Source organism: Pseudomonas sp. PH1b (assembly GCF_000633395.1).
In the GTDB taxonomy this organism is placed as follows: domain Bacteria; phylum Pseudomonadota; class Gammaproteobacteria; order Pseudomonadales; family Pseudomonadaceae; genus Aquipseudomonas.
Map to the genome: position 1 here is coordinate 77,451 of NZ_AYMU01000004.1, position 26,744 is coordinate 104,194.

25 protein-coding genes are annotated in these 26,744 nt (G+C 64.2%); 17 read left to right on the forward strand and 8 right to left on the reverse strand.

Going from position 1 to position 26,744, the window contains the following annotated elements:
* Positions 1 to 191 precede the first annotated feature (191 nt).
* A complete protein-coding gene (locus tag U873_RS0107085) occupies positions 192 to 1,298 on the forward strand; it encodes an NADH:flavin oxidoreductase/NADH oxidase (RefSeq protein WP_025127583.1) in 1,107 nt (368 codons plus the stop codon).
* Between the two features lie 258 nt (positions 1,299 to 1,556).
* Here U873_RS0107085 and U873_RS0107090 read toward each other — a convergent pair whose 3' ends face one another.
* Positions 1,557 to 3,176: a glucan biosynthesis protein D gene (locus U873_RS0107090; protein ID WP_025127584.1), complete on the reverse strand. Its 1,620-nt coding sequence runs from the start codon at positions 3,174 to 3,176 to the stop codon at positions 1,557 to 1,559.
* 198 nt (positions 3,177 to 3,374) lie between these two features.
* On the opposite strand from U873_RS0107090, the gene U873_RS0107095 reads away from it, so the two are divergent.
* Positions 3,375 to 3,908: a GNAT family N-acetyltransferase gene (locus U873_RS0107095; RefSeq protein ID WP_025127585.1), complete on the forward strand. Its 534-nt coding sequence runs from the start codon at positions 3,375 to 3,377 to the stop codon at positions 3,906 to 3,908.
* On the opposite strand, the gene U873_RS0107100 is transcribed toward U873_RS0107095, so the two are convergent.
* The 4 genes from U873_RS0107100 to U873_RS0107115 all read right to left on the reverse strand — a co-directional run bounded on the left by U873_RS0107100 (position 3,905) and on the right by U873_RS0107115 (position 7,315).
* Positions 3,905 to 5,107 (reverse strand): DUF418 domain-containing protein, encoded by a 1,203-nt coding sequence (locus U873_RS0107100; RefSeq protein WP_025127586.1) that lies wholly within the window; start codon positions 5,105 to 5,107, stop codon positions 3,905 to 3,907. The two genes, U873_RS0107095 and U873_RS0107100, sit on opposite strands and share 4 nt — an antisense overlap.
* Complete coding sequence (locus tag U873_RS0107105; RefSeq protein WP_025127587.1) at positions 5,104 to 5,706, reverse strand: TetR/AcrR family transcriptional regulator; 603 nt, start codon at positions 5,704 to 5,706, stop codon at positions 5,104 to 5,106. The genes U873_RS0107100 and U873_RS0107105 overlap by 4 nt, the downstream gene beginning before the upstream one ends.
* Before the next feature lie 134 nt (positions 5,707 to 5,840).
* The gene (locus tag U873_RS0107110) at positions 5,841 to 6,869 is read right to left on the reverse strand and encodes a hypothetical protein (RefSeq protein ID WP_256244296.1); all 1,029 of its coding nucleotides are present in this window, start codon (positions 6,867 to 6,869) and stop codon (positions 5,841 to 5,843) included.
* 35 nt (positions 6,870 to 6,904) lie between these two features.
* Positions 6,905 to 7,315: a hypothetical protein gene (locus U873_RS0107115; protein ID WP_025127589.1), complete on the reverse strand. Its 411-nt coding sequence runs from the start codon at positions 7,313 to 7,315 to the stop codon at positions 6,905 to 6,907.
* Positions 7,316 to 8,224: 909 nt separating this feature from the next.
* Between U873_RS0107115 and U873_RS0107120 the strand changes: the two genes are divergently transcribed.
* The 8 genes from U873_RS0107120 to U873_RS0107155 all read left to right on the forward strand — a co-directional run bounded on the left by U873_RS0107120 (position 8,225) and on the right by U873_RS0107155 (position 17,632).
* Positions 8,225 to 8,953 carry a tellurite resistance TerB family protein gene (locus tag U873_RS0107120; protein WP_025127590.1) on the forward strand — a complete coding sequence of 243 codons (729 nt, stop codon included), beginning with the start codon at positions 8,225 to 8,227 and terminating at the stop codon, positions 8,951 to 8,953.
* 215 nt (positions 8,954 to 9,168) lie between these two features.
* Entirely contained in the window at positions 9,169 to 10,791 is a 1,623-nt protein-coding gene (locus tag U873_RS0107125) for a methyl-accepting chemotaxis protein (protein WP_025127591.1), read from the forward strand.
* Complete coding sequence (locus U873_RS0107130) at positions 10,791 to 11,327, forward strand: chemotaxis protein CheW (protein ID WP_025127592.1); 537 nt, start codon at positions 10,791 to 10,793, stop codon at positions 11,325 to 11,327. The genes U873_RS0107125 and U873_RS0107130 overlap by 1 nt, the downstream gene beginning before the upstream one ends.
* Entirely contained in the window at positions 11,324 to 12,595 is a 1,272-nt protein-coding gene (locus U873_RS0107135; RefSeq protein WP_025127593.1) for a CheR family methyltransferase, read from the forward strand. Before U873_RS0107130 ends, U873_RS0107135 begins: the two co-directional genes overlap by 4 nt.
* A complete protein-coding gene (locus tag U873_RS0107140; protein WP_025127594.1) occupies positions 12,592 to 13,278 on the forward strand; it encodes a chemotaxis protein CheW in 687 nt (228 codons plus the stop codon). The genes U873_RS0107135 and U873_RS0107140 overlap by 4 nt, the downstream gene beginning before the upstream one ends.
* A complete protein-coding gene (locus U873_RS0107145; protein ID WP_025127595.1) occupies positions 13,275 to 15,575 on the forward strand; it encodes a hybrid sensor histidine kinase/response regulator in 2,301 nt (766 codons plus the stop codon). Before U873_RS0107140 ends, U873_RS0107145 begins: the two co-directional genes overlap by 4 nt.
* Positions 15,572 to 16,582 carry a chemotaxis response regulator protein-glutamate methylesterase gene (locus U873_RS0107150; RefSeq protein ID WP_025127596.1) on the forward strand — a complete coding sequence of 337 codons (1,011 nt, stop codon included), beginning with the start codon at positions 15,572 to 15,574 and terminating at the stop codon, positions 16,580 to 16,582. Before U873_RS0107145 ends, U873_RS0107150 begins: the two co-directional genes overlap by 4 nt.
* 48 nt (positions 16,583 to 16,630) lie before the next feature.
* A complete protein-coding gene (locus U873_RS0107155) occupies positions 16,631 to 17,632 on the forward strand; it encodes a PleD family two-component system response regulator (protein ID WP_025127597.1) in 1,002 nt (333 codons plus the stop codon).
* 18 nt (positions 17,633 to 17,650) lie between these two features.
* Here the strand turns inward: U873_RS0107155 and U873_RS0107160 are convergent, their stop codons facing one another.
* Positions 17,651 to 18,169 (reverse strand): hypothetical protein, encoded by a 519-nt coding sequence (locus U873_RS0107160; protein ID WP_025127598.1) that lies wholly within the window; start codon positions 18,167 to 18,169, stop codon positions 17,651 to 17,653.
* A 290-nt stretch (positions 18,170 to 18,459) separates the two neighbouring features.
* On the opposite strand from U873_RS0107160, the gene prfB reads away from it, so the two are divergent.
* The 7 genes from prfB to U873_RS0107200 all read left to right on the forward strand — a co-directional run bounded on the left by prfB (position 18,460) and on the right by U873_RS0107200 (position 25,344).
* A protein-coding gene (prfB, locus tag U873_RS35860; RefSeq protein ID WP_103741041.1) for a peptide chain release factor 2 occupies positions 18,460 to 19,555 on the forward strand; the annotation gives its coding sequence in 2 pieces (ribosomal slippage) (positions 18,460 to 18,531 and positions 18,533 to 19,555; 1,095 coding nt in all).
* A 112-nt stretch (positions 19,556 to 19,667) separates the two neighbouring features.
* The gene (gene lysS, locus U873_RS0107175) at positions 19,668 to 21,170 is read left to right on the forward strand and encodes a lysine--tRNA ligase (RefSeq protein ID WP_025127600.1); all 1,503 of its coding nucleotides are present in this window, start codon (positions 19,668 to 19,670) and stop codon (positions 21,168 to 21,170) included.
* A 104-nt stretch (positions 21,171 to 21,274) separates the two neighbouring features.
* Positions 21,275 to 21,991 (forward strand): TetR/AcrR family transcriptional regulator, encoded by a 717-nt coding sequence (locus tag U873_RS0107180; RefSeq protein WP_025127601.1) that lies wholly within the window; start codon positions 21,275 to 21,277, stop codon positions 21,989 to 21,991.
* Positions 21,992 to 22,083: 92 nt separating this feature from the next.
* Entirely contained in the window at positions 22,084 to 22,629 is a 546-nt protein-coding gene (locus tag U873_RS0107185) for a hypothetical protein (RefSeq protein WP_025127602.1), read from the forward strand.
* Between the two features lie 35 nt (positions 22,630 to 22,664).
* Positions 22,665 to 23,942: a flavohemoglobin expression-modulating QEGLA motif protein gene (locus U873_RS0107190; RefSeq protein ID WP_025127603.1), complete on the forward strand. Its 1,278-nt coding sequence runs from the start codon at positions 22,665 to 22,667 to the stop codon at positions 23,940 to 23,942.
* Between the two features lie 149 nt (positions 23,943 to 24,091).
* Entirely contained in the window at positions 24,092 to 25,021 is a 930-nt protein-coding gene (locus U873_RS0107195) for an alpha/beta hydrolase (RefSeq protein WP_025127604.1), read from the forward strand.
* A complete protein-coding gene (locus tag U873_RS0107200) occupies positions 25,018 to 25,344 on the forward strand; it encodes a hypothetical protein (protein WP_025127605.1) in 327 nt (108 codons plus the stop codon). The genes U873_RS0107195 and U873_RS0107200 overlap by 4 nt, the downstream gene beginning before the upstream one ends.
* Positions 25,345 to 25,421: 77 nt before the next feature.
* Here U873_RS0107200 and U873_RS0107205 read toward each other — a convergent pair whose 3' ends face one another.
* Both U873_RS0107205 and U873_RS0107210 read right to left on the reverse strand, forming a co-directional pair.
* A complete protein-coding gene (locus tag U873_RS0107205) occupies positions 25,422 to 26,210 on the reverse strand; it encodes an OmpA family protein (protein WP_025127606.1) in 789 nt (262 codons plus the stop codon).
* A 50-nt stretch (positions 26,211 to 26,260) separates the two neighbouring features.
* Positions 26,261 to 26,674 (reverse strand): DUF4398 domain-containing protein, encoded by a 414-nt coding sequence (locus tag U873_RS0107210; protein ID WP_025127607.1) that lies wholly within the window; start codon positions 26,672 to 26,674, stop codon positions 26,261 to 26,263.
* Positions 26,675 to 26,744: the final 70 nt, after the last annotated feature.

The window sequence follows — 26,744 nt, forward strand, 5'->3', positions numbered from 1 at the left end:
GTTTTTTGCCCGGTGCCGTGTCAGGAACCCTGCCGACGGCAGTGTTGTCGACTAGTCTCTAAGCACTGTCTGATTGGCCTTGTGACCTTTTGTCATTCTTCTACCCGCGGGGGCGGGCGCTTCACTTCGCAGTCACTCGTCGACCGTTCAAACAGAACCCTGGAGCCTGACCATTGACCGAGAGGTGCCCCATGAGTCTGCTGCTTGAACCCTATACCCTGCGTCAACTGACCCTGCTCAACCGCATCGCGGTGTCGCCCATGTGCCAGTATTCGTCGGTGGACGGGCTGGCCAACGACTGGCACCTGGTGCACCTGGGCAGCCGCGCTGTCGGTGGCGCCGGGCTGATCTTCACCGAGGCCACGGCGGTCACCGCCGACGGCCGGATCACCGCCCAGGACCTGGGCCTGTGGAACGACGCGCAGATCGAGCCCTTGCAACGCATCACCCGCTTCATCACCGCCCAGGGCGCCGTGGCCGGCATCCAGCTGGCCCATGCCGGGCGCAAGGCCAGCACCCATCGGCCGTGGCTCGGCAAGTCCGGCAGCGTCAAGCCGGAAGACGGCGGCTGGGTGCCGGTGGGGCCGTCGCGGATTGCCTTCGACCCCCAGCACACGCCGCCTACCCAGCTTGATGAGGGGCAGATAGGCGAGATCGTCCAGGCCTTCGTCGACGCCGCCAAACGAGCCCTGGTGGCCGGTTTCAAGGTGGTGGAGGTGCATGCCGCCCATGGCTACCTGTTGCATCAATTCCTGTCGCCCCTGAGCAACCAGCGCCAGGACCAGTACGGCGGTTCGTTTGAAAACCGTATTCGCCTGGTGCTGCAGGTGACCGAAGCGGTGCGGGCGGTATGGCCTGAAGAACTGCCGCTGTTCGTGCGGGTGTCGGCCACCGACTGGGTGGAGGACGGCTGGAACCCGGATGAAACCGTGGAGCTGGCGCGGCGGCTCAAGGCCCTGGGGGTGGACCTGATCGACGTGTCTTCCGGGGGCACCGCGGCCAACGCCGAGATCCCCACCGGGCCGGGTTACCAGACGCGCTTTGCCGAGCGGGTGCGCAAGGAGTCGGGGATTGCCACCGGCACCGTGGGCCTGATCACCGAGCCGGCCCAGGCCGAGCATATTCTGCGCACCTGCCAGGCGGACATTATCCTCCAGGCCCGGGAACTGCTGCGTGATCCTTACTGGCCGCTGCATGCCGACGATGACCTGGGCGGCCGCCAGGCCACCTGGCCGGCGCAGTACCAGCGGGCGACCCACAGGGACCAGCCGATTCACGAGTCGGACCTGCGGGATTAAGCTCGTTCAAGCGTAAAAAAACCGGCCCGTGTGGGCCGGTTTTTTTGTATCTGGCGTCAGGCCGCCTTCGCGGGCAAGCCCGCTCCTACACGTACGCCGCCGAACTGTAGGAGCCGGCTTGCCGGCGAAGGGGCCCTTGAAGCTGGCGCGATATGTACCGACGCCTTCGCGGGCAAGCCCGCTCCTACACGGGCGCCGCTGATCTGTAGGAGCCGGCTTGCCGGCGAAGAGGCCCCGGAGCCTGGCGCGCTCAGCGGGTCACGGGTATTTGCGTTTGTCCGGCGCCGGCGGGAAGTACTGGTACAGCCAGGTCTCGCTCAGGGTACGGTCGTGGGTGCGGATGAACAGCCGCAGTTCCACCGGCTCGACGCTGTCGTTGCTGGGGTACCAGTCGAAGAGGATGCGGTAGCCCTTGATCTCGTCCAGCACCAGTACGCTGAAGTCCTTGACCTCACCGTTGGAGGCGGTGACCACCGGCTCGATGCCGGTGCCCGGCGGCAAGCGGTCGAGGCCGCCGCCGGTGAAGTCCACGGCAAAACGCCGGGCCCAGACTTCCGGGTAATGCTCGCCCGGGGCCCAGCCCTCGACGAAGCCGCCCATGCCGGAACGGGTGGCGTGCACTCGGGCCAAGGGCGTGCCCACCGGCGGCAGGGCGCTCCAGTAGAGTTTGTAGCCGTAGTTCAGGGAGTCACCCGCGGCCACCGGTTGTTTCGGGGTCCAGAAGGCCACGATGTTGTCCAGGGTCTCGCCGGTGGTGGGGATCTCCAGCAGGTCGATGGAGCCTTCGCCCCAGGCGGTGGTCGGCTCGACCCACAGGCTCGGACGGCGGCTGTACCAGTCGACGGTGTCCTGGTAGTTGGCGAACTCGTGGTCGGTCTGCACCAGGCCGAAGCCTTTCGGGTCCTTGTCGGCGAAGGCGTTGAACTGCAGGTTGGCCGGGTTGTTCAGCGGCCGGCAGATCCATTCGCCGTTGCCGCGCCACATGGCCAGGCGGTCGGAGTCGTGGATCTGCGGGTGGATGGTGTCGCACATGCGCCGTTCATGGGTGCCGCAGCTGAACATGCTGGTCATCGGCGCAATGCCCAGTTGCTCGATGGCGGTGCGGGCGTTGATATGGGCGTCGACCTCCATCACCACCCGTTCGGCCTGGCAGTCGATGTCGAAGCGGTAAGCGCCGGTGGCGCTTGGCGAATCCAGCAGGGCGTAGACCACGAAGCGGGTGCTGTCCTTGTCCGGGGTCTCGAACCAGAATTGGGTGAAGTCGGGGAACTCTTCACGGCGCTTGGCGTAGGTGTCGATGGCCAGGCCCCGGGCCGAGAGGCCGTACTGGCCGGTGCCGTCCACCGCGCGGAAGTAGCTGGCGCCGAGGAAGGACACCACGTCGTGGCGGTCCAGCTCCGGGGCCTTGAACAGCTTGAAGCCGGCAAAGCCCAGGTCGCCCTTGAGCTGGGCGGTGTCGACGCTGGTGTTCTGGTAGTTGAACAGGGAAGGGCGGAAGTGCACCTCCCGGGCCAGGCGGGTCTTGGGGTCGACACTGTGCATGCGTACCGGCTGCTTGAAGCCCATGCCAACGTGGAAGAACTGCACGTCCAATTGGCCGTTGAGCTCGTTCCACAGCGAATGCTTGGCATCGTACTGGATGGCGTTGAAGTGCTGCGGGGTCATTTTCGCCAGGGTTGGCGGCAGCACCTGCTTGGTGTCGACGTAGGGCTTGCCGGCCAACTGCCTGGCCTGGGCCTTGAGACGTTCGAAGTCGAACGCCAGGGCTTCGCCATCAGCGGCGCCGGCCCAGGCCCGCGCGGCCAGCAGACCGCTGGCCGAGAGGCCGGTATAGGCCGCCAGGGCCATGGATGCTTTGAGGAGATGCCTGCGGTGCATGGGTGAACCTTGTGCTGAAAAGATCCCGGGCCGTTCCTGGCTGCAGAGGGATCTGCGAATAGAGGTTCGGTCATGCCATCGGCCAAACACAACGGTCTTTAAACAGATGCGCAATAGAATAAACGGTTCGCCCAGGGCAAAAAAATGATTAGCTTGTGTCCATTGGTAACTTCCCGATCACCGCCAGGAACCGGCCCCATGCTGCACTCGCGCCTGCTCACCGAAGACGACATTCCCCTGCTCAAACTGATTGACCGTGCCGAGGTGATCGATGAGTTCTACTGCCTGCAGGACGGGCAGTTGCAGTGTTATCCACAGCATGAAGTGGTGCCGGGCTGGCCGGAAGGTGAAGCCGAGCATGATGCGCTGATCTTGCAGCAGTGTTACCAACGGGGAGGCTGGCTGTACGGAGTCTTCGATGGGCCGCAACTGGTGGCGGCAGCGGTGGTGGATTGCCTGCCAATCGACAACGCCGGGCTGGACCTGCGGCAATTGAAGTTTCTGCATGTGAGCCAGGCCTACCGTGGCCTGGGCCTGGGGCGGCAGCTCTTTGCCCTGGCTAGGGAGCAGGCCCTGGCCCTGGGCGGCCAGGGCCTGTATGTGTCGGCCACGCCATCGCGGCATACGGTGGATTTCTATATCGGCCTTGGCTGCAGGCTGTTGGCCGCCCCGGACCCGACGCTGCTGCGCATCGAGCCTGAGGACATCCACCTGTACCTGCCACTGGCCTAGGCCTTGGTGACCTTGCGCCAGTTGGGCCAGGCGCCGAGGGTGATGGCTCGCAGCAGCCACTCGCAGGGCCCGTACTGATGGTGCCGCAGCCAGTGGGCGCTGAGCTGCATTTGCAGCAGGTAGAGGGCGATCACCAGCAATGGGATCCAGGGAGGCGCGACGCGATTGACCAATCCCAGGCCGTAGCCGCTGAACAGCAGGTTGAGCAGCAGCGACTGCAGCAGGTAGTTGCTCAGGGACATCCGCCCCAGGGGGGCCAGGCGCCGGCACAGGCGCTGGCCGAGGTCGCTCTGGAACAGGTTGAGCAGCAACAGCCCGTAGCTGACCGTGAGCAGTGGTGCGGTCAACTGACTGATGCCGTAGCCGATCACCTCCAGCCCGGCGCCCGGAAAAAACGCGGCCCAGTAGGCATAGAGCATGGCGCCGCCGAGGCCGATGGGCAGGCTGATGGCCAGCCATTGCGCAGTCCGTTGGGCAAAGCTGAAGGGCGCTACCAGCAGTTCCTTGCGACCGGCCACATAGCCCAGGAGAAACATCGCCAGGGTGCTGGGGCCCTGGAGTAGCCACAGGGCCAGTAGCGTTTCCAGCCAGTGACCGGCGTTGAACTCCAGGGTCTGCAGGGCGCTGCCGCCCAGGGCCGCGGCCTTGAGCAGGGGCTCGTCGCCAGCTGCGCCGGTGTAGGCCCCGAGGCTCAGCAGCCCGGCCCCCAGGGCAATGATCAACAGCCCGGCGCAGCTCAGCAGGATCAGGGCCAGGCGGCTGGCGCTCGCCGCCGAGAGCCCGCGCAGGCCCAGCAGAAGCAGGCCCAGCAGGGCATAGAGGGAGAGAATTTCGCCGTCGAACAGCAGCAGCCCGTGCACCAGGCCAATGCCCAGCATCGCCAGTTGGCGACGCAGCATGCGCGGCACGAAGGGCTCGGCGGCCCGTTCCGCGGAAGCCATTTGCAGGGTGAAGCTGTAGCCGAACAGAAAGGAAAACAACAGGTAGAACTTGGCCTCGAAGAAGGTCGAGACCAGCCAGCGGATCAGATGGTCGGTGGCGCTGGTGTAGTCCGGGTTGCTGCTTGCCGAGGCGTAGTAAGGGTCGGCGAAGGCCCAGATGTTCACCATCAGGATGCCGAACAGGGCGAAGCCGCGCAGGGCATCCACTTGTTCCAGGCGAGCGGTTCGGGTGACGGGAGCGGTTGCAGGGGTGTTCATGTCGAGTGTCCCTGGAGCAGGTGCAGTACTAACTGCTGCAGGACCTGCACTTGGTGGGCGGGGTGAAACTCCGGGTCGACGGCGACTCGGGTGAACAGGCCATCGATCAAGGCCGCCAGCCAGCCGGCGATCTGCTCTGTCCCCAGGGCACTGTGAATTTGCCCTTGCTGGTTGGCCCGTTGCACCAGGGCAGCCAGGCCCTGGCGCAGCAGCCAGTCGTTGTGGCGCACCTGCTGCGCCACCTGTGGGTCTCGGTGGCTCAGGGCGGCGATCTCCAGGGCCAGTCCGGTGTACTGCGGGTCTTGGGCCAACTGGCAGACGTGTTCGAAGAAGGCCAGCAGCGCCGCCAGGGGATCCGCTTCGAGCAGCAACTCGGCCATGGCTTGCTCGATCTGCTGCCCTTCGCGGCTGATCAGGGCCAGCAGCAGCGCCTGTTTGTTGGAAAAGTAGTGGAACAGGTTGCCGGCGCTCATCTCGGCCTGCAGGCAGATGTCGGCGGTGCGGGTGGCGACAAAACCGCTTTCGGCAAAGCAGCGGGCCGCGGCGTCCAGCAAGGCCTGGCGTCGGGCTTCGCGTTGTTGAAGATTGGCGGGGCGCATGGGAGGGGGCTTTCGAGTTAATTGAGTGATTGCTCAATTAACTCGATCGGGGTGTGGCAGGGCAAGAAGACACTTGTTAAAAATCGTCAATAAGTAGCTGGTCAAGGGCCGGGCCGGGCACTTGGCGTGCCGTTTCAGGCCCCGCCTGGCGTTGGGGGAGAATCTTCCAGGCACTGGGCGCCGCTGGCCGGCATCTGGCCTTTTTGGGTCCACCAGGTCAGGGCCCCTAGACTGTGCAGGTCACCGCGCTGGATCGCTTGCTGATGACAGGCCAGGGCCCGGGGCAGGTCGGTGACGCCCCATTGGCCATCGGCGTAGCCGCTGCCCAGGTAGTAGTAGGCGGTGCCCGAGTCCAGTTCCCGGGCGGTGCGCTTGATCAGGTCTTCGGATTGGCGCGGGTGTTGGCATTGGGTGATGGAGTCGTCGCCGAGGGGGTCGCAGTAGTACATGGCAAGCATCAACGCCGCCTCGGCATCGGTCTGGGCGTAAGGCAGCAACAGCTGTTCCGGTTCTCCGGGCTGGAGCTGCGGAGCCATGCCCGAGTAGCCCAGGCTCACCGCCTGCACCGCCGCCTTGGCCGAGCCGTGCCTGGCGGCGTCCAGCAGGATGCGCTGGCCGACTTCGAAGAAGTAGGCGGTCAAGGGGTACTGCTCACGGCTGCCATAGCCCAGGAGCAGGTCGGCCTTGCGCATCTGCCGCTCCAGAGCGGTTTCACCGGCCGGTGGGTTCTGCTTGAGCAGGCCGTCCATGGACCATTGATCCACCCGCACCAGTTGCCAGCAGGCGCCCTGTTCGAAGACGAAGGCCTGGATCACCTCGCCCAGCGGCTGGTGCACCACCAGGGTGTTGCCTTCCCAGAACGTCTGCAGCCCCGCCTCGGCCTGGGCGCGGGGATCGAGCAGGGCCAGCAGGCTGCGGGTATCGCCCGTCAGCTTGTGCCGGGTGGTGACCGCCCGGCCCTGGTCGTCAAGGGCCGGACGTTGCTCGATCAACGGCGATTCGCTGAAGGCCTGCTGCAACTCAGGGCTGCTGGCAAAGGCCTGGACGAAGGTCGACAGGTCGCTGGAGGGGCAGCTGGGGGCGGCAGCCAGGGCCACAGGGGTGGCGGCGCCAAGCAGCAGGCCGGCCAGGCATTGGCGCAAGAGGTGACGGGGGGCGGTCATCGGCGAACTCATTGGGGGCGAGGGCAGGGCGGCGGTCATGGCGTGTCCGCCGCAGGCATCGACAGGAAGCGCTGGCACAGCCAGTGCGTCAGCCAGATCGCGAGCAGGGGCGGTACCGTCACCAGCAAGCAATAGACATAGCCGCGTATCGGATGCTGGGGAAACATTGCCCAGGCGGTGAACAGCGCCAAGGCGCCGATCAGGCCCAGCTTGACCTTCAGGCCAGGCAGCAGGGCCAGCAAAAAGCTGACAATGATCAGCAGCTGGAGTAGCAGCTCCACCATCATTCCCATGCCGAAGGCCTTGGCGATGGCACCGAAATGACTGCGATATACCGGCACGCCCCAGATATGCGCGAGGTAGAACAGCAGCGGCGGCAGTGAATGGGGCAGCAGGCCGATGAGAATGCGTTTGACCTGATACTGGCCAATGGCGTCCAAGCTCATGGCTGACACTCGCGGGCGGCGGTAGGAGTAGGGCGGGGCATGGGCGCATCCTTGCTGCCGGAGGATATTGAGCAATTCCGGTCAGGGGCGCCGGCGATTTTCAGGCGGCGGATATTGCCGCAACTCGGTGCGCTTATCCACTGGCGCCGACAGGATCTTTGCGCGCCCGGTATTTTTGTAGGAGCCGGCTTGCCGGCGAAGAGGCCCTCAAGGCGGGTGCTGTCCGTGACGACGCTTTCGCTGGCAAGCCAGCTCCTACAGGAGTGTTGTGCACCCGGTATTTTTGTAGGAGCCGGCTTGCCGGCGAAGAGGCCCGCAAGGCGGGTGCTGTCCGTGACGACGCTTTCGCTGGCAAGCCAGCTCCTACAGGAGCGTTGTGCGCCCGGTATTTTTGTAGGAGCCGGCTTGCCGGCGAAGAGGTCCGCAAGGCGGGTGCCGTCCGTGGTGACGCTTTCGCTGGCAAGCCAGCTCCTACAGGAGTGTTGTGCGTCCGGTATTTTTGTAGGAGCCGGCTTGCCGGCGAAGAGGCCCGCAAGGCGGGTGCCGTCCGTGGTGACGCTTTCGCTGGCAAGCCAGCTCCTACAGGAGTGTTGTGCACCCGGTATTTTTGTAGGAGCCGGCTTGCCGGCGAAGAGGCCCGCAAGGCGGGTGCCGTCCGTGACGACGCTTTCGCTGGCAAGCCAGCTCCTACAGGAGTGTTGTGCGCCCGGTGTTTTTGCAGGAGCCGGCTTGCCGGCGAAGAGGCCCGCAAGGCAGGCGCCACCCGTCACAACCTGCCGGGGCTCGGCCGCATCCCCCAGCACCGGCGAAAGCAACATTCTGAAGCACACTCTTCAACTGGATCGGGGCACTTCTCTCTAGGCTTACGGCCTTATGTGTCTGCTTGACACCTCTTTCAGGAGACGACAGATGAACACCCGTGGACTGCTCGATCAATTGCTCAAATCCGGCCAGGAGTTCCTGCAAGACAAGGCGGGTTCGGCGCCGACCAACAAACCCGGATCCGAGCAGGGTGGCCTTGGCGGCTTGCTCGGTGCTGCCAAGGGCAGTGGCCTGGGTGGCCTGCTCGGCGGCACGGGCGGTGGGGCCCTGGCAGGCGGCGCCATGGCTCTGCTGCTGGGCAGCAAGAAGGCTCGCAAGTACGGCGGCAAGGCCCTGACCTATGGCGGCCTGGCAGCACTTGGCGTGCTGGCCTACAAGGCCTATGGCAACTGGAATGCACAGCAGGGCCAGGCCCCGCGACAAGAGCCGCAGACCCTCGATCGCCTGCCGGCGCCCCAGGTGGAACAACACAGCCAGGCAATCCTCAAGGCGCTGGTGGCCGCGGCCAAGGCCGATGGCCATGTGGATGAGCGCGAACGGGCGCTGATCGAGGGCGAATTCCGCAAGCTGGACAACGATCCGCAACTGCAGCACTGGCTGCACAGCGAGCTGAACAAGCCCTTGGACCCGGCGGATGTCGCCCGGGCGGCCAGCACCCCGGAGATGGCCGCTGAAATGTACCTGGCCAGCGTGATGCTGGTGGACGAAGAGCACTTCATGGAAAAGGCCTATCTGGATGAGCTGGCGCGCCAGTTGCAACTGGCGCCGGGGCTCAAGGCCGAGCTGGAAAACCAGGTGCGCCAGAGCAGCCTCTGAAACACTCCGGGCGCCGCCCGGGGTCGAGGGTGGCGGTTATGCCTGCGGGATTTGCCGAAATGCCTTTCGCAAGGCCTGAAATCCCCTGCTAAGCCGCCATCCAGAGCGGGCGCACAAATTTATCGAAAATGCCACCCATGTCGTTAAACCACCCATAAAACCTGCATCGTCCTCGGCTATACTCCCCCCATTTTTGATGGCCTCGAGGACTGACTGTGAAGAACTGGACGTTGCGCCAACGCATTTTGGCGAGCTTTGCGGTGATTATCGCCATCATGCTGCTGATGGTCGTCGTCTCGTACTCGCGGCTGTTGAAAATCGAGGCGGGCGAAGAGCGCATGCGCAATGACGCCGTGCCCGGAGTCTATTTCAGTTCGATGATCCGCAGTGCCTGGGTCGATACCTACCTGCAGACCCAGGAAATCATCGGCCTCAAGCAGGACCAGGACATCAGCGCCGAGGACAAGGCGGACTTCAAGGCGTTCGAAGAGCGCCTGCAGACCCAGATGACCAATTACAAGCAGACCATCAACAGCCGTGAAGACCAGACCGAGTTCGATGCCTTCGAGAAGGACCATCAGGAATTCAACCGCATCCAGACGGCCGTGCTCGATCTGCACCAGCGCCGCCAGGAAGCCGAGGCGATCCGCCTGTTCAATGAGCAACTGACCCCGGCCTGGACCGCCGGGCGGATGAAACTCAACGACATCATCAGCGAAAACAAGGCCGTGGCCGATTCCGCCACCGCCGCCATCGACGATGCCGTGGCCGCGGCCAAGGTCAGCATGGGCATCTCGTTGCTGCTGGCGGTGCTGGCTGCCGGGCTCTGCGGCCTGCTGCTGATGCGCGCGATCATGGCACCGATGAACCGCATCGTGGAGATTCTTGAAATCATGCGGACCGGTGATTTGAGCGGCCGCCTGAACCTGGACCGCAAGGACGAGTTCGGTGCCGTGGAGACCGGCTTCAACGACATGATGACCGAGCTCACGGCCCTGGTTTCCCAGGCCCAGCGCTCCTCGGTGCAGGTCACCACCTCGGTGACCGAGATCGCCGCCACTTCCAAGCAGCAGCAGGCCACCGCCACCGAGACCGCCGCCACCACCACGGAAATCGGCGCGACCTCGCGGGAAATTGCCGCGACCTCGCGGGACCTGGTGCGCACCATGACCGAAGTTTCCAGTGCGGCCGACCAGGCCTCGGTGCTTGCCGGTTCCGGCCAGCAGGGCCTGGCGCGCATGGAGGACACCATGCATTCGGTGATGGGCGCGGCGGACCTGGTGAATGCCAAGCTGGCGATCCTCAACGAGAAGGCCGGCAATATCAATCAGGTGGTGGTCACCATCGTCAAGGTAGCCGACCAGACCAACCTGCTGTCGCTGAACGCAGCCATCGAGGCCGAGAAGGCCGGCGAGTACGGCCGCGGTTTTGCCGTAGTGGCCACCGAAGTGCGGCGCCTGGCGGACCAGACCGCAGTCGCCACCTACGACATCGAGCAGATGGTTCGCGAGATCCAGTCGGCGGTGTCGGCGGGGGTCATGGGCATGGACAAGTTTTCCGAGGAAGTGCGCCGCGGCATGGCAGAAGTGCAACAGGTGGGCGAGCAGCTGTCGCAGATCATTCATCAGGTCCAGGCCCTGGCGCCGCGGGTGCTGATGGTCAATGAGGGCATGCAGGCCCAGGCCACCGGCGCCGAGCAGATCAACCACGCCCTGGTACAGCTGGGCGATGCCAGCAGCCAGACCGTCGAATCGCTGCGCCAGGCCAGCTTCGCCATCGATGAACTGAGCCAGGTGGCCGTGGGGCTGCGCAGTGGCGTTTCGCGTTTCAAAGTCTGATGGATGAGCTCGCGCACAAGCGCAATGCTGCCGCAGCGGTGAGGAACACGCTGTTCCTGGTGTTTCGCATCGGGGACGAGCGCTATGCACTGCAGGCGGTGGATGTGGTGGAGGTGCTGCCGCGCCTGCAGCTCAAGCCGATTGCCCACGCACCTGCCTGGGTCGCCGGGGTCTTTGCCTACCGTGGTGCGGTGGTGCCGGTCATCGACCTGAGCGAGCTGACCTTCGGCCGGCCGGCCCAACTGCGCACCAGTACCCGGCTGGTGCTGGTGCACTACCGTGGCGAGCCCGGGCAGCCTGCCCGAGTGCTCGGACTGCTGCTGGAGCAGGCCAACGACACCTTGCGTTGTGACCCAGCAGAGTTCCAGCCCTACGGCCTGGACAACCGCCAGGCGCCGTACCTGGGGCCGGTGCGCGAAGATGCCCAGGGGCTGCAGCAGTGGGTCCGGGTCGACGACCTGCTGGGCCCCGAAGTGCGCGAGCTGCTGTTCCCCGCAGTGCCCCTGGACCCGGCGTCGCTTGAGGAGCCTCGATGAGTGACGAGCAACGGTTCTTCGACTTTCTCAAGGAACGTATCGGCCTGGATGTCGCCTCCGTTGGGCCGGCGATCATCGAGCGCGCGGTGCGCCAGCGTTGCAACGCCCTGTATGCCCACAGCAGCGATGAGTACTGGCAGAAGCTGCAAGGCTCGCGAGATGAGCAGCAGGCCCTGATCGAGGCGGTGATCGTTCCGGAAACCTGGTTCTTCCGCTACCCGGAATCCTTCGCCACCCTGGTCAAGCTGGCCAAGGCGCGCCTGGCCCAGATCAAGGGCATGCGCGCCTTGCGCCTGTTGAGCCTGCCCTGTTCCACCGGCGAGGAACCCTATTCGATTGCCATGGCCCTGCTGGACGGCGGGCTGGCGCCGCACCAGTTCAAGGTCGATGGCCTGGACGTCAGCCCGCTGTCGGTGGAGCGGGCCAGGGCGGCGGTCTATGGCAAGAACTCCTTTCGCGGCCAGGACACCGAGTTCCGTGAGCGCCACTTCGTGGCCGAGGGCGACCGCTATCGCTTGAGCGAGCGGGTTCGCGAACAGGTGCGATTGCAAGTGGGCAATGTCCTGGATCCGGGCTTGCTGGCGGCTGAGCCGGCCTTCGATTTTGTCTTCTGTCGCAACCTGCTGATCTATTTCGACCAGGCGACCCAGCGCCAGGTGTTCGAGGTGCTCAAGCGCCTGACCCATGAGGAGGGGGTGCTGTTCATCGGCCCTGCCGAGGGCAGCCTGCTCGGGCGCCTGGGCATGCGCTCCATCGGCATCCCGCAGTCCTTCGCTTTCAGCCGGCACAGCGAGCCCGAGCCTGTCCCGGCGCCGGTCAGCTTGCCCCTGCCGTTGCCGCTACCGCCGCGTCACGCGGTGCCTCCTGCACCGCGTCAACGGCCCTTTACCGCCCGAGTGGCGCCGCTGCCGGTGGCCGCAAGCCCGCCGCCGGTCAGCGATGCGGCCAGCCTTTTGGCCAGCATTGCCACCCTGGCCAACGAGGGCAAGAGCGCCGAGGCTCGCCTGGCCTGTGAGCGCTACCTGCAGCACCATGAACCGGTGGCCCAGGTGTTCTACTGGCTGGGCCTGCTCAGTGATGTGGCCGGCAATGCCATGGAGGCCCAGGGTTTCTACCGCAAGGCCTTGTACCTGGAGCCGCAGCATCCCGAAGCCCTGGTGCACCTGGCCACGCTGCTGGCGTCCCAGGGCGATGTCGCAGGTGCCCAACGATTGCAGGAGCGCGCCGCCCGCAGCAGCCGCTCTGCCGACAGTGAGTTGAAACGATGAGCCAATCCTACTCATTGGACGTGACCCATGAAGAGGCGCACGCCATCGATGATTGCTGGAACCGCATCGGCATCCACGGCGACAAGTCCTGCCCGCTGCTGGTCGAGCACATCCATTGCCGCAACTGCGCGGTGTATTCCGCCGCCGCCACGCGCCTGCTGGACCGCTACTCCTTGCGCCAGGAGGACCGCGAACATTCGGTAGTGCTCAAAGCCGATAGCGATGTGGTCGCCCGTTCGCTGCTGATGTTCCGTCTCGGCGAGGAATGGCTGGGCCTGGCGACCCGCTGCCTGCTGGAAGTGGCGCCGTTGCAGGCGATTCATTCCTTGCCCCACCAGCGTTCGCGGGCGCTGCTGGGGGTGGCCAATGTGCGTGGGGCACTGGTGGCCTGCCTGTCCTTGACCGAACTGCTGGGGCTCGACGGCACGCCGGCGGTCGCGCCGTCGGGGCGGATCATGCCGCGGATTCTGATCATCGGTGCCGAGGGCGGCCCAGTGGTGCTGCCAGTTGATGAAGTGCACGGCATTCACGCCATCGACGAACGAATTCTCAATGGTGCCTCGGCGTCTGGCGAGCAGGCCAATGCCAAGTACACCCGTGGCGTGCTGCAATGGCAGGGACGCAGCCTGCGTTTGCTGGACGAGGAGCAATTGCTCTCGGCCGTGGCCCGGAGCCTGACATGACCCCCGATCAAATGCGCGACGCCTCATTGCTGGAGCTGTTCAGCCTGGAAGCCGAGGCCCAGACCCAGGTGCTCAGCGCCGGACTGCTGGCCCTGGAGCGCAACCCGACCCAGGCCGACCAGTTGGAAGCCTGCATGCGGGCGGCTCACTCGCTCAAGGGCGCGGCACGGATTGTCGGGGTCGACGCCGGGGTCAGCGTTGCCCACGTGATGGAAGACTGCCTGGTCAGCGCCCAGGAAGGGCGGCTGTACCTGCGCCCCGAGCATATCGACGCCTTGCTGCAGGGCACCGACCTGCTGATGCGCATCGCCACCCCGGGCGGCGCCGAGATCGTGGCGCTGGACGTCCAGGCCTACGTGGTGCTGATGGAGCGCTTGTTGGCGCAAGGCCCGGCAGGGGCCGGTACGCCGCTGCCGTTGCCCGAGCCAGAAGCGCCGCTCCTGCCCCCGGAACCCCAGGGCGAAGCCGACGCCCTGCCGCTGGCGCTCGAGCCGTCCCTGGAATTCACGCCGGGCACAGCACGCCCCGGCAAGCGCATGACCGAGGGCGGCGAGCGCGTGCTGCGGGTCACTGCCGAGCGCCTCAACAGCCTGCTGGACCTGTCGAGCAAGTCCCTGGTGGAAACCCAGCGGCTCAAGCCCTATCTGACGGCCCTGCAGCGCCTCAAGCGGATTCAGAGCAACAGCCTCGCGGCCCTGGAAAACCTCAACCTGCACCTCAAGGAGCACGCCCTGAGCCTCGAAGCCCAGGAGGCCCTGGGCGATGCGCGCCGGCTGCTGGCCGAATCCCAGCAACTGCTGGGGGAGAAAACCGCCGAGCTCGATGAGTTCGGCTGGCAGGCCAGCCAGCGCGCCCAGGTGCTCTATGACACCGCACTGGCCTGTCGCATGCGGCCCTTTGCCGATGTGCTCAGTGGCCAGGTGCGCATGGTCCGCGACCTGGGCCGCAGCCTGGGCAAGCAGGTGCGCCTGGAGATCGAGGGTGAAAAGACCCAGGTCGACCGCGATGTGCTGGAGAAGCTCGAAGCGCCGCTGACCCACCTGCTGCGCAACGCTGTGGATCACGGCATCGAGTTGCCCGAGCAGCGCCTGCTGGCGGGCAAGGCCGCGGAAGGGGTGATCCGCCTGCGGGCCTCCCACCAGGCCGGCCTGCTGGTGCTGGAGCTCAGCGATGACGGCAACGGCGTGGATCTGGAGCGCCTGCGTCAGAGCATTGTCGAGCGCCAGTTGTCACCCGCGCAGACAGCGGCCCAGCTCAGCGAGGAAGAACTGCTGACGTTCCTTTTCCTGCCCGGCTTCAGCCTGCGGGACAAGGTCACCGAGGTCTCTGGCCGGGGCGTCGGCCTCGACGCGGTGCAGCACATGGTGCGGCAACTGCGCGGCTCGGTGGTGCTGGAGCAGGCCACTGGCCGGGGCAGCCGTTTCCACCTGGAGGTGCCGCTGACCCTGTCGGTGGTGCGCAGCCTGGTGGTGACCGTCGGTGACGAGGCCTACGCCTTTCCGTTGGCCCATATCGAGCGCATGTGCGACCTGGAACCCGAGGACATCGTGCAGGTGGAAGGGCGCCAGCACTTCTGGCACGAAGGCCGGCATGTCGGCCTGGTGGCGGCCAGCCAGCTGTTGCAGCGGCCGGCGACCCAGGACAGCGCGCCAACCCTGAAGGTGGTGGTGATTCGCGAGCGCGACGCGGTGTACGGGATTGCCGTGGAGCGCTTCATCGGCGAGCGCACCCTGGTGGTGCTGCCCCTCGACGACCGCCTGGGCAAGATCCAGGATATTTCCGCAGGTGCCTTGCTCGATGACGGTTCGGTGGCGTTGATCGTCGATGTCGAGGACATGCTGCGCTCGGTGGACAAGCTGCTCAATACCGGTCGTCTCGAGCGCATCGCCCGGCACCATCAGCAGCATGCACAGGCGGTGCGCAAGCGTATTCTGGTAGTCGACGATTCGCTGACGGTGCGTGAACTGCAACGCAAGCTGCTGATCAACCGCGGGTATGACGTAGCCGTGGCGGTGGACGGCATGGACGGCTGGAATGCCCTGCGTTCGGAAAGCTTCGACCTGCTGATTACCGACATCGACATGCCGCGAATGGATGGAATTGAATTGGTCACACTCTTGCGTCGGGACAACCGCCTGCAGTCCTTGCCGGTGATGGTGGTGTCCTACAAGGATCGTGAGGAGGATCGGCGCCGTGGACTGGATGCCGGCGCCGACTATTATCTAGCCAAAGCCAGTTTCCATGACGACGCCCTGCTGGATGCGGTGGTGGAACTGATTGGAGGAGCGCGGGCATGAAGATAGCAATAGTCAACGACATGCCCATGGCGGTGGAGGCCTTGCGCCGGGCCCTGGCCTTCGATCCCAGCCATGAGGTGGTCTGGGTCGCGACCAATGGTGCGGAGGCGGTGAAGTATTGCGCCGAAATGACCCCCGACCTGATCCTCATGGATCTGATCATGCCGGTGATGGACGGGGTCGAGGCGACGCGGCGCATCATGGCCGAGACGCCTTGCGCCATCGTGATTGTCACCGTCGACCGCCAGCAGAACGTGCACCGGGTCTTCGAGGCCATGGGCCATGGCGCCTTGGACGTGGTCGATACCCCAGCCCTGGGAGCAGGCAATGCCCAGGAGGCGGCAGCGCCGCTGCTGCGCAAGATCCTCAACATTGGCTGGCTGATCGGCCAGCGTGGCAGCCGGGTGCGCGCGGCACCGGTGCCGCTGCGCAGTGGCGCGGCGCGCCAGAGCCTGGTGGCCATTGGCTCCTCTGCCGGTGGCCCGGCGGCCCTGGAAGTGCTGCTCAAGGGCTTGCCAAAGGACTTTCCCGCCGCCATCGTGCTGGTCCAGCATGTGGACCAGGTGTTTGCCGCGGGCATGGCCGAGTGGCTCAGCAGTGCCTCCGGCCTGCAGGTGCGTCTGGCCCGGGAAGGCGAGCCGCCACAAAGCGGCACGGTCTTGCTGGCCGGTACCAACCATCACATCCGGCTGTTGAAGAACGGCACCCTGGCTTATACCGCCGAACCGGTGAACGAGATCTACCGCCCCTCCATCGATGTGTTTTTCGAGAGCGTCGCCACCTATTGGAATGGCGATGCGGTGGGGGTGCTGCTGACCGGGATGGGCCGTGATGGCGCCCAGGGCTTGAAGCTGATGCGGGATCAGGGTTATCTGACCATCGCTCAGGATCAGCACAGCAGCGCGGTGTATGGCATGCCCAAGGCAGCCGCCGCCATCGGCGCTGCAAAAGAGATTCGCCCACTGGACAAGATCGCTCCACGTTTGCTGGAGATATTTGCCAAATGACTGATAAACGCAGCTGTCCTGGCCAGGTAGCAACTCAGGTGACAACCCATGAATGATTTACAGCTCGACGAATTCAAGACCGATGAAAACGCCGCCATGGTGTTGCTGGTAGATGACCAGGCCATGATCGGCGAGGCGGTTCGGCGTGGGTTGGCGAATGAAGAAAACATCGACTTCCACTTTTGCGCCGATCCGCACCAGGCCATTGCCCAGGCGATCCGCATCAAGCCCACGGTCATTCTCCAGGACCTGGTAATGCCCGGCCTGGACGGCCTGACCCTGGTGCGCGAATACCGCAACCACCCGGCGACCCAGAACATCCCGATCATTGTCCTGTCGACCAAGGAAGACCCGCTGATCAAGAGTGCGGCCTTTGCCGCCGGGGCCAACGACTACCTGGTCAAGCTGCCGGACAACATCGAGCTGGTGGCGCGCATCCGCTATCACTCGCGTTCCTACATGACCCTGTTGCAGCGTGACGCGGCCTACCGCGCCCTGCGGGTCAGCCAGCAGCAGTTGCTGGACACCAACCTGGTGCTGCAGCGGCTGATGAACTCCGACGGCCTGACCGGGCTGTCCAACCGCCGGCACTTCGACGAATACCTGGAGCTGGAATGGCGTCGGGCGATGCGTGAGCAGAGCCAGCTGTCGCTGTTGATGATCGACGTCGACTACTTCAAGACCTACAACGACACCTTTGGCCACCTGGAGGGCGACGAAGCCCTGCGCAAGGTGGCCACGGCGATTCGCGAGGCCAGCAGCCGGCCTTCCGACCTGCCGGCGCGCTACGGCGGCGAAGAGTTCGTGCTGGTGCTGCCCAACACCTCGCCGGGCGGGGCGCGACTGGTGGCGGAGAAGCTGCGCCAGACCGTGGAGGCCCTGAAAATCCCCCATATCGCACCGGTGGAGGGCGCCAGTCTGACCATCAGCATCGGTCTTTCCACCATCACGCCGCAGCCCAACAGCCATTGCCGACAGTTGATTTCGGCAGCGGACAAGGGGCTCTACCTGGCGAAGAACAATGGCCGCAATCAGGTCGGGATCGAGTAGGCGGTTTCGGCCTGCGCTCTAGGCGTCAGCCATTTCCGTGGCCGGCGCCTGATCCGCTGGGACCTCCACCAGGGTGTCTCGGAACAGGTAGTAGCTGTGGCTCGCGGTGTGTCGGCACCTGAGCCTTACCGCTTCGATGCGGTAGGTGGTGCAGGTGTCGAGTGTGTTGTCGATGAACCAGTTGTTCAGCAGGTTGCCGGGGGCGATCGGGTAGTCGCCAAAGCTGTAGTCCATGTAGCCACCCTTGTGGACGTGGACCCAGCGACAACTGAACCTGGCCTGCAGCCATTGGGTTCGCTCATCGACTTCATCCACCAGCATTCTTGTGCGGTAGTAGATCCACCACCACAAAAAGATCAGCCAGGGCACGACCAGGGCGCAGGCCAGCGCCGGTGAGACCAGCAGCCAGATTCCCATCAACGGTATACAGGCCAGCGCGCTGAAGAGCGCGGCGAAAAACGCCTGGACGCCTTTCTGGTTTCGGCGCTCCCTGCGCTGGATGCCTTCGATCTCGGCGTTGTTGAGTGTGCGTCCCATGAGCCTGCTGTTTGCGTGTCGTTTAGCGGGGGATTGTATCGCGCTGGCCGGCTTCCAGGGCGCCGTGAGTGCCCATCGCAACCTTCGGGTATCGAAGGGGGCGGGCTTGCGCAGCAGGGCAGGCAGGTAACTGGGGGCAATAAATTTTAGGGGGCACCGGGATTTCCTGGGGCCTGTCGTTGAAATTAGATGGCCGATTGGCCTCTAAAGCCGCTAAGCGGGCTGCCGTGAATCGGTGATTCCGTTATAATCTCCGGCTTTCAAAAGTTCGCCAACGAGTGCCGCCCCCCATGGAAATCAACCCGATCCTGAACACCATCAAGGACCTGTCCGAGCGCTCCGAAACTATTCGGGGGTATCTTTGACTACGATCAAAAGCATGAGCGTCTGACCGAGGTCAATCGCGAGCTTGAAGATCCGAGTGTCTGGAACAAGCCTGAATACGCCCAGGAGCTGGGCCGCGAGCGCGCTGCGCTGGCCCAGATCGTCGAGACCCTGGACGAGTTGAACAGTGGTCTGGCCGATTGCCGCGACCTGCTGGACATGGCCGTCGAAGAAGAAGACGAAGGCGCAGTGGGCGATGTCGTCGCCGAGCTGGCCCGTCTCGAGGAAAACCTCGCCAAGCTGGAATTCCGCCGCATGTTCAGCCATGAAATGGACCCGAACAACGCCTACCTGGATATCCAGGCCGGCTCCGGCGGCACCGAGGCCCAGGATTGGGCCAACATCCTGCTGCGCATGTACCTGCGCTGGGCCGACAAACGCGGTTTCGAAGCCACCATCATGGAGCTGTCGGCCGGTGAAGTGGCCGGGATCAAGGGCGCTACTGTGCACATCAAGGGCGAATACGCCTTTGGCTGGCTGCGCACCGAGATCGGCGTGCACCGCCTGGTGCGCAAGAGCCCGTTCGACTCCGGCAACCGTCGTCACACCTCGTTTTCCGCGGTGTTCGTCTCGCCCGAGATCGACGACAAGGTGGAAATCGAAATCAACCCGGCAGACCTGCGGATCGACACCTATCGTTCCTCCGGTGCCGGTGGTCAGCACGTAAACACCACCGACTCGGCCGTACGTATCACCCACGTACCGACCAACACCGTGGTCAGCTGCCAGAACGAACGTTCCCAGCACGCCAACAAGGACACCGCCATGAAAATGCTGCGGGCCAAGTTGTACGAGCAGGAAATGCAGAAGCGCAACGCCGCTTCCCAGGCCCTTGAAGACACCAAGTCGGACATCGGCTGGGGTCATCAGATCCGCTCCTACGTGCTTGACGCGTCGCGGATCAAGGACCTGCGCACCAACATCGAACGCAGTGACTGCGACAAGGTGCTCGACGGCGACATCGACGAATACCTGGAAGCCAGCCTGAAATCGGGCTTGTAATACTGCAATACGGGATCGGCTGACACGGTGCGATCCCGTAGGAGCCGGCTTGCCGGCGATCTCCGGGCCGAAGGCCTGGGGGCAATGAACCTGTGATGGAATTTCAAAAGACATGAGCGACCAACAACTCGACCCGCAAGCCCTGCAACAGGAAGAAAACACCCTGATCGCCCTGCGCAAGGAAAAGCTTGCTGCCGAGCGCGCCAAGGGCCAGGCCTTCCCCAATGACTTCCGCCGCGACAGCTACTGCAACGACCTGCAGAAGCAGTACGCCGACAAGACCAAGGAAGAACTGGAAGCAGCGGCGATCCCGGTCAAGGTGGCAGGTCGCATCATGCTCAACCGTGGCTCGTTCATGGTGATCCAGGACATGACTGGGCGTATCCAGGTCTACGTCAACCGCAAGACCCTGCCGGAAGAAACCCTGGCCGCGGTGAAAACCTGGGACCTGGGCGACATCATTGCCGCCGAAGGCACCCTGGCTCGTTCCGGCAAGGGCGACCTGTACGTCGAGATGACCAACGTGCGCCTGCTGACCAAGTCGCTGCGCCCGCTGCCGGACAAGCACCACGGCCTGACCGACACCGAGCAGCGCTACCGCCAGCGCTACGTTGACCTGATCGTCAACGAGGAAGTGCGCGAGACCTTCCGCGTGCGCTCCCAGGTCATCGCCCATATCCGCAGCTTCCTGATGCAGCGCGATTTCCTGGAAGTGGAAACGCCGATGCTGCAGACCATCCCGGGCGGCGCCGCGGCCAAGCCGTTCGAGACTCACCACAACGCCCTGGACATGGAAATGTTCCTGCGTATCGCCCCGGAGCTGTACCTCAAGCGCCTGGTGGTCGGTGGCTTCGAGAAGGTCTTCGAGATCAACCGCAACTTCCGTAACGAAGGTGTTTCGACCCGGCACAACCCCGAGTTCACCATGCTCGAGTTCTACCAGGCCTACGCCGACTACGAAGACAACATGGACCTCACCGAAGAGCTGTTCCGCGAGCTGGCGCAGCTGGTCCTGGGCAGCACCGACGTGCCGTACGGCGACAAGGTGTTCCACTTCGGCGAGCCGTTCGCGCGCCTGTCGGTGTTCGATTCGATCCTCAAGTACAACCCCGAGCTGACCGCCGATGACCTGAACGACATCGACAAGGCTCGCGCCATCGCCAAGCAGGCCGGGGCCAAGGTGCTGGGCTTCGAAGGCCTGGGCAAGCTGCAGGTGATGATTTTCGAAGAGCTGGTGGAGCACAAGCTGGAGCAGCCGCACTTCATTACCCAGTACCCGTTCGAGGTCTCGCCGCTGGCCCGTCGCAATGACCAGAACCCGAACGTCACCGACCGTTTCGAGCTGTTCATCGGTGGTCGCGAAATCGCCAATGCCTACTCCGAGTTGAACGACGCGGAAGACCAGGCCGAGCGTTTCATGGCCCAGGTGGCGGACAAGGACGCCGGCGACGACGAAGCCATGCACTACGACGCCGACTTCGTCCGCGCCCTGGAATACGGCATGCCGCCAACGGCCGGTGAGGGCATCGGCATCGACCGCCTGGTGATGCTGCTGACCAACTCGCCGTCGATCCGCGACGTGATCCTGTTCCCGCACATGCGGCCGCAAGCGTAACTGCTGTGAATAATCAGCCGCCTTTATCAGGCGGCTTTTTATTGTCTGGTTGGAACTGACGTACCGCTTCTAATTCTGTGTGATTTTTAAGAGGAATATCTGTCGTGAACCGTGCAATTGCTCAAGAAGGTGCAGCTGGCATCGCCACTGCGGTGGCTGAAAGTGTTCAGTACCAGGGCCGCAAGGCCAGCCGCCAGGGCAGTGAGCAACGTCGACAGGAGATCCTCGATGCCGCCATGCGCATTGTCGTGCGTGACGGCGTGCGGGCCGTGCGCCACCGCGCGGTAGCCGCCGAAGCCGCTGTGCCGTTGTCGGCCACCACCTATTACTTCAAGGACATCGATGACTTGCTCACCGATACCTTCGCCCAGTATGTCGAGCGTAGCGCGGCGTTCATGGCCAAGCTGTGGGCCAACAACGAAGGCCTGCTGCGCGAGATGGTGGCCTATGGCGACGGCAGCCCGGCCGCGCGTTCGCAGCTGGCCGACGACATTGCGCGGCTGGCCGCCGACTATGTGCACTATCAGTTGCACAGCCGTCGCGAACACCTGATGGCCGAGCAGGCCTTCCGCCAGGAGGCGCTGCTCAACCCGCGCCTGGCGCTGCTGGTGCGCTCGCACCAGCAGATCCTGCTCCAGGGCACCTGCCAGTTCTTCCAGGTCCTGGGGTCACGGGAGCCGCAACAGGATGCCAAGGTGTTGACGTCGATAATCGGCCGGATGGAATATCAGGGCCTGCTCAATGGCGCCGAGCCCCTGGCGCAAGAAGAAATGCTCGGTATCTTCACGCGCTACATGCATCTGGTTCTGGCTTCGGTCTGATCCGCTCACCGCAGGCCGCGGCGGGTGGCGGTGCGAACGTTCACCACCGACGCCAGCGACTACAGTGAATCTGGTGTTCATAGGAGAGTTGCATGCAAACCTGGCGCATCCTGCTGGCCCTGTCGTTTCTGCTGCTCAGCGGCTGCCTGGTGTCCTTCACCGAGCCCCTGCCGGCCGAGCAGCCCGCGCCTGCGGGATTGCTCGGCAAGTGGGCGAGCAAGAACGCCTGGGGCGAACCGCTGAACATCGAGCTCAGCCGCGTCGGCGCCAACCGCTACCGGGCCCTGAGCTATCCCGGTGGCACTGCGCGACCGCGTGATGCCTACGACTTTACCGTGTCCCGGCATGGCAACCGCTGGTACCTGTCGGCCGCCGTGCCCCAGGCCTTTGGCGGGCACTACAGCATTGCCGGCTTCGAGCTGAACGCAAAACACGAACTGGTGCTCTACACCCTCGACCTGGAACAGATGCGCCAGGCCTTGGGTCAAAAGGCCCTGAGCGGGGCAACCATGACCACGGCCGAAGGCGATGGCGTGCTGATCAGCAGCCCGTTGCCCGAGGTCTTCGCCTACCTTGACGACCCTGCCAACTCCGACCTGTTTGTCGAGGCGGCGCGCTTCAAGCGTGCGGGCAAGTGACCCCGCGCTACTGACCCATTCAATAGGAGCTTCGGGTGGACGATTACCAGCAGACCATACGCACCTTGTCCGATCGCATAGTGCTGGCCCAGACACCGATCCGCGTGCTGGATGCGGTGAAGTGGGACGAGAACGTGCGCAAGGGCTTTCTCAAGGCCAAGGGCAAGGAAATGCCGGCGGTGGACCGCGCCTATTACGAAGGGCGGCCGTTGTCCTTCGATTCCGGCGCAGTGAAGCTGGAGTTCCAGAACATCGAGCGCGACATCACCCGCCAACTGGGCCAGTTCAACCCGGTGGGACAGATCATGCGCCGCATGTGCAAGGAATACCGCATGGTGGTGCGCATGCTCGAAGCCCGGGGCACCGGTGATTTCGGGCTGATCTCCCAGGAGCTCTACGGCGCCGCGTCCGATGCCTTCCACGCCGGCGATCCGACCCTGGCGGACCTCGGCTTGATGATGTCCGACTACCTGAACAACATCGACGGCCGTGGCGACCTCAAGGACGAACCCAAGACTCTGAGCGCCAAGGACGCGGTGAGCCTGCTGCAGGGGCGCTTGAACAAGGTGTTCGGCGAGGCCGAGGAAACCATCCGCGTGTTCGAGTCCGACGGCATCGTCGCCGACGCCGCGGCGGGCGCCGACTACATCAAGATCCGCAGCGACGCGATGTTCAACAACCGTGATGTGCGGGCCCTGGAGGTGCATGAGGGGCTGGTGCATGTGGGCACCACCCTGAACGGCCTCAACCAGCCGATCTGCACCTTCCTGGCCAAGGGGCCGCCCTCGTCCACAGTGACCCAGGAAGGCCTGGCGATCCTCATGGAGATCATCACCTTTGCCTCCTATCCCAGCCGCCTGCGCAAGCTGACCAACCGCACCCGGGCCATTCACATGGTGGAGGAGGGCGCGGACTTCCTGCAGGTGTTCGAGTTTTTCCGCGAGCAGGGTTTCGAGATGGCCGAGAGCTACGGCAACGCCAGCCGGGTGTTCCGCGGATCGACGCCGACCGGCTTGCCGTTTACCAAAGACTTGTCCTATCTCAAGGGCTTCATCATGGTTTACAACTACATTCAGCTGGCCGTGCGCAAGGGCAAGCTGGAGCAGGTGCCGCTGCTGTTCTGTGGCAAGACCACCTTGGAAGACATGCGCACCTTGCGCCAACTGGTGGACGAGGGGCTGGTGGTGGCGCCCAAGTACCTGCCGGATCAATTTCGTGACATGAATGCCCTGTCGGCCTGGATGTGTTTCTCCAACTTCCTCAATCACCTTAGCCTGGATCGGATCGAGGCGGACTACTCCAACATCCTGTAAACCTTCATGGGGCCGCACATGGACGTATTCACCGAGACTTTCAGCCGCTGCCCGGAGTCGCCTTCGGGGGCCGTGCCCGAGCGGGCGCCCAGGCCCTGGCGGGCTCCGCTGTGCTTGCCGCCTGCAGCGGTGGCGACAAGGAGTGCGGGATGACCCGGCTTGTGCTCCGGTGCCTTGTCGTCTGCACGCTGTTGCTGGGGCTCAACGGTTGCAGCTCGCTGCTGTTCTATCCCGAGCCGGGCCTGCCGTTCACCCCTCAGCGGGCCAAGCTGGATTACCGCGACGTCACCCTGACCACCGCCGACGGGCTCAAGCTGCACGGCTGGTGGCTGCCGGCCAAGCCGGGAGTGGCGATCAAGGGCACGGTGCTGCACCTGCATGGCAATGGCGGCAACCTGGCCTGGCACCTGGGTGGCAGTTGGTGGCTGCCGGAGCAGGGCTATCAGGTGTTGCTGGTGGATTATCGCGGTTATGGCCTGTCCGAGGGCGCGCCGAGCCTGCCGGCGATCTACCAGGATATCGATGCCGCCTTCAAATGGCTGGACCAGGCCCCCGAGGTACAAGGCAAACCGCTGGTGGTGCTTGGGCAAAGCCTGGGAGGCGCCCTGGCCATTCATTACCTGGTGGAGCATCCCGAGCGCCAGCGCCAGCTCAAGGCCATAGTCCTGGACGGGGTGCCGGCCAGCTACCGCGATGTCGGGCGTTTTGCCCTGAGCACCTCCTGGCTGACGTGGCCGTTCCAGGTGCCGCTGTCGTGGCTGGTGCCGGACGCCGACAGTGCGGTTCACTCCCTGCCGCGTCTGAGCGGAGTGCCGAAACTGATCTACCACAGCATCGACGATCCGATCGTGCCCCTTTCCAACGGCATCCGTGTGTATCAAGCTGCCCCCCCGCCCCGGGTGCTGCAACTGACTCGCGGCGGCCATGTGCAAACCTTTGCCGATCCGATCTGGCGCCGCGTGATGCTGCGCTACCTCGACGATCCGCAGCATTTCGACGGGTTGCGCCGCCTGGGGGAAATCCCCAATTACCCGGCGACGCCGAATTCAGCAGTTGAACTTCCAGAGAGTCCGCAATGAGTGAAGAACGTAACGCCATCCCCCTGATCATCACCGGTATCTGCAGCATCATCGGCACCGTGGCCTGCCTGTGGTATTACGGCTACCTGCACTTCGCCAAACCGGAGGATGCGTTGCTGCTCAGCGACTTCACCATGCTCAAGACCGTACCCGGCGAGGACTACAAGGTCTCCCTGGAGCCGGCCAATGAAGTGGCCCAGTGTTTCGATGGCGTGCTGGTGCTGTTCGACACCCAGCAGAAGGGCCTGACCGGGGTGCTGGTCAACAAGAAGAAGCAGGCGGTGCGCTGCATGGGCCAGGAAACCCCGCAGTTGGAGCAGTAAGCCAGCCAGCAGCTTCGGCAGCGAATAAAAAAGCCCCGCCTTTAAAGGCGGGGCTTTTCCGTTGCCCGGTGGCGCTATCAGTTGCGGCTGACGGCCGAACGTGGTGCCACGGGCTGGTTGTCGTTGGAAATGGTCACTTCCACACGACGGTTCATGGCGCGGCCGGAGACACTGCCGTTATCGGCTACCGGGTATTCCTTGCCATAACCCTGGCTGACGATGCGCGATGGGTCGACGCCCATGCGGATCAGGGCCATCTGCACGGAGCCGGCACGGCGCTCGGACAGCGACTGGTTGTAGGAGTCGCTGCCGGTGCTGTCGGTGTAGCCCTCGACGATCACCTTGCGGTCCGGGTTCTGCTGGAGGAATTGCGCCAGCTTGTTGATGTTCACCAGGCCGCTGGATTTCAGGTCGGACTTGTTGGTGGCGAACAGCACGTCACCGAAGGTCACCAGGGTGCCGCGGTCGGTCTGCTTGGCGTTGAGGCTGTTCTGCAGTTGCTTGATCTGCGCGTCACGGGCATCAAGGATGGCGCGGGCACGCTGGTCGCCAGCGTCCTTGAGCTTGGCTTCGGCCGTGCGCAGGGCAATGGTTTCCTTGGCCACTTCAACCCGCTGGTTGGTCAGGTAGGCCAGTTGGTCGACCTTTTTCTCGTCGTCCTTGTTCAGGTAGGCCTTGTCGGCCTTGTCCATCCAGTCGGCGGCGTCCTTGGTTTCCAGGGCGGCAACCTTGCTGGCCTGCGGGTTGGCCTGCAGCGCGGAGAAGTTGGTCCGGGCGTTTTCCAGGTTGGCGTTGGGCGGGGTGGAGCAGGCCGCCAGGGCTACGCTCATGGCCAGCAGGGCAGGGATCATCAGTTGTTTGCGCATAATGGTTCGTCCTTTCATTCGATTACGAGTACGTGGGAGTCGGCGGCGGCTTACTGCACGCTACGCATGCCTTCCTGACGCAGTTCCTGAACGCCTTTCTGCGAGTCTTTCAGCGCCTGCTCGGCCTTGGCGGCCTGGGCCTTGCGCTCGGCGACTCGGGCGTCCCACTCGGCCTGTTCGGCCAGGCGGCGGGCCTCGTCGTACTTCTTGTCGTGCATGGCAATCTCGGCTTGCTTGAGCTTGTCCTGTGCCGACTTCATTTCCACCGCGGCAAATTCAGTGCCGCCCGCGCTCACTGCGCTGTTGACCGCAGATTGCGTGACTGCGTACTGCTCGCTGGGCGGGTTCCCGGCGCAACCGGCCAGTACCAGACTGCTACCGAGGGCCAGCGCGGCCAGCTTCAGCCCGCGCAGAGAGGTGAACGAGGATTTGGCAGTGCTGATCTTCATGGTCTTCAACTCCATTGGGTAACTCCTGGAAAACATCAAAATCCATCCCGGTTCTGGCGCCGTCACGCTGAGTGACAACAGGCGC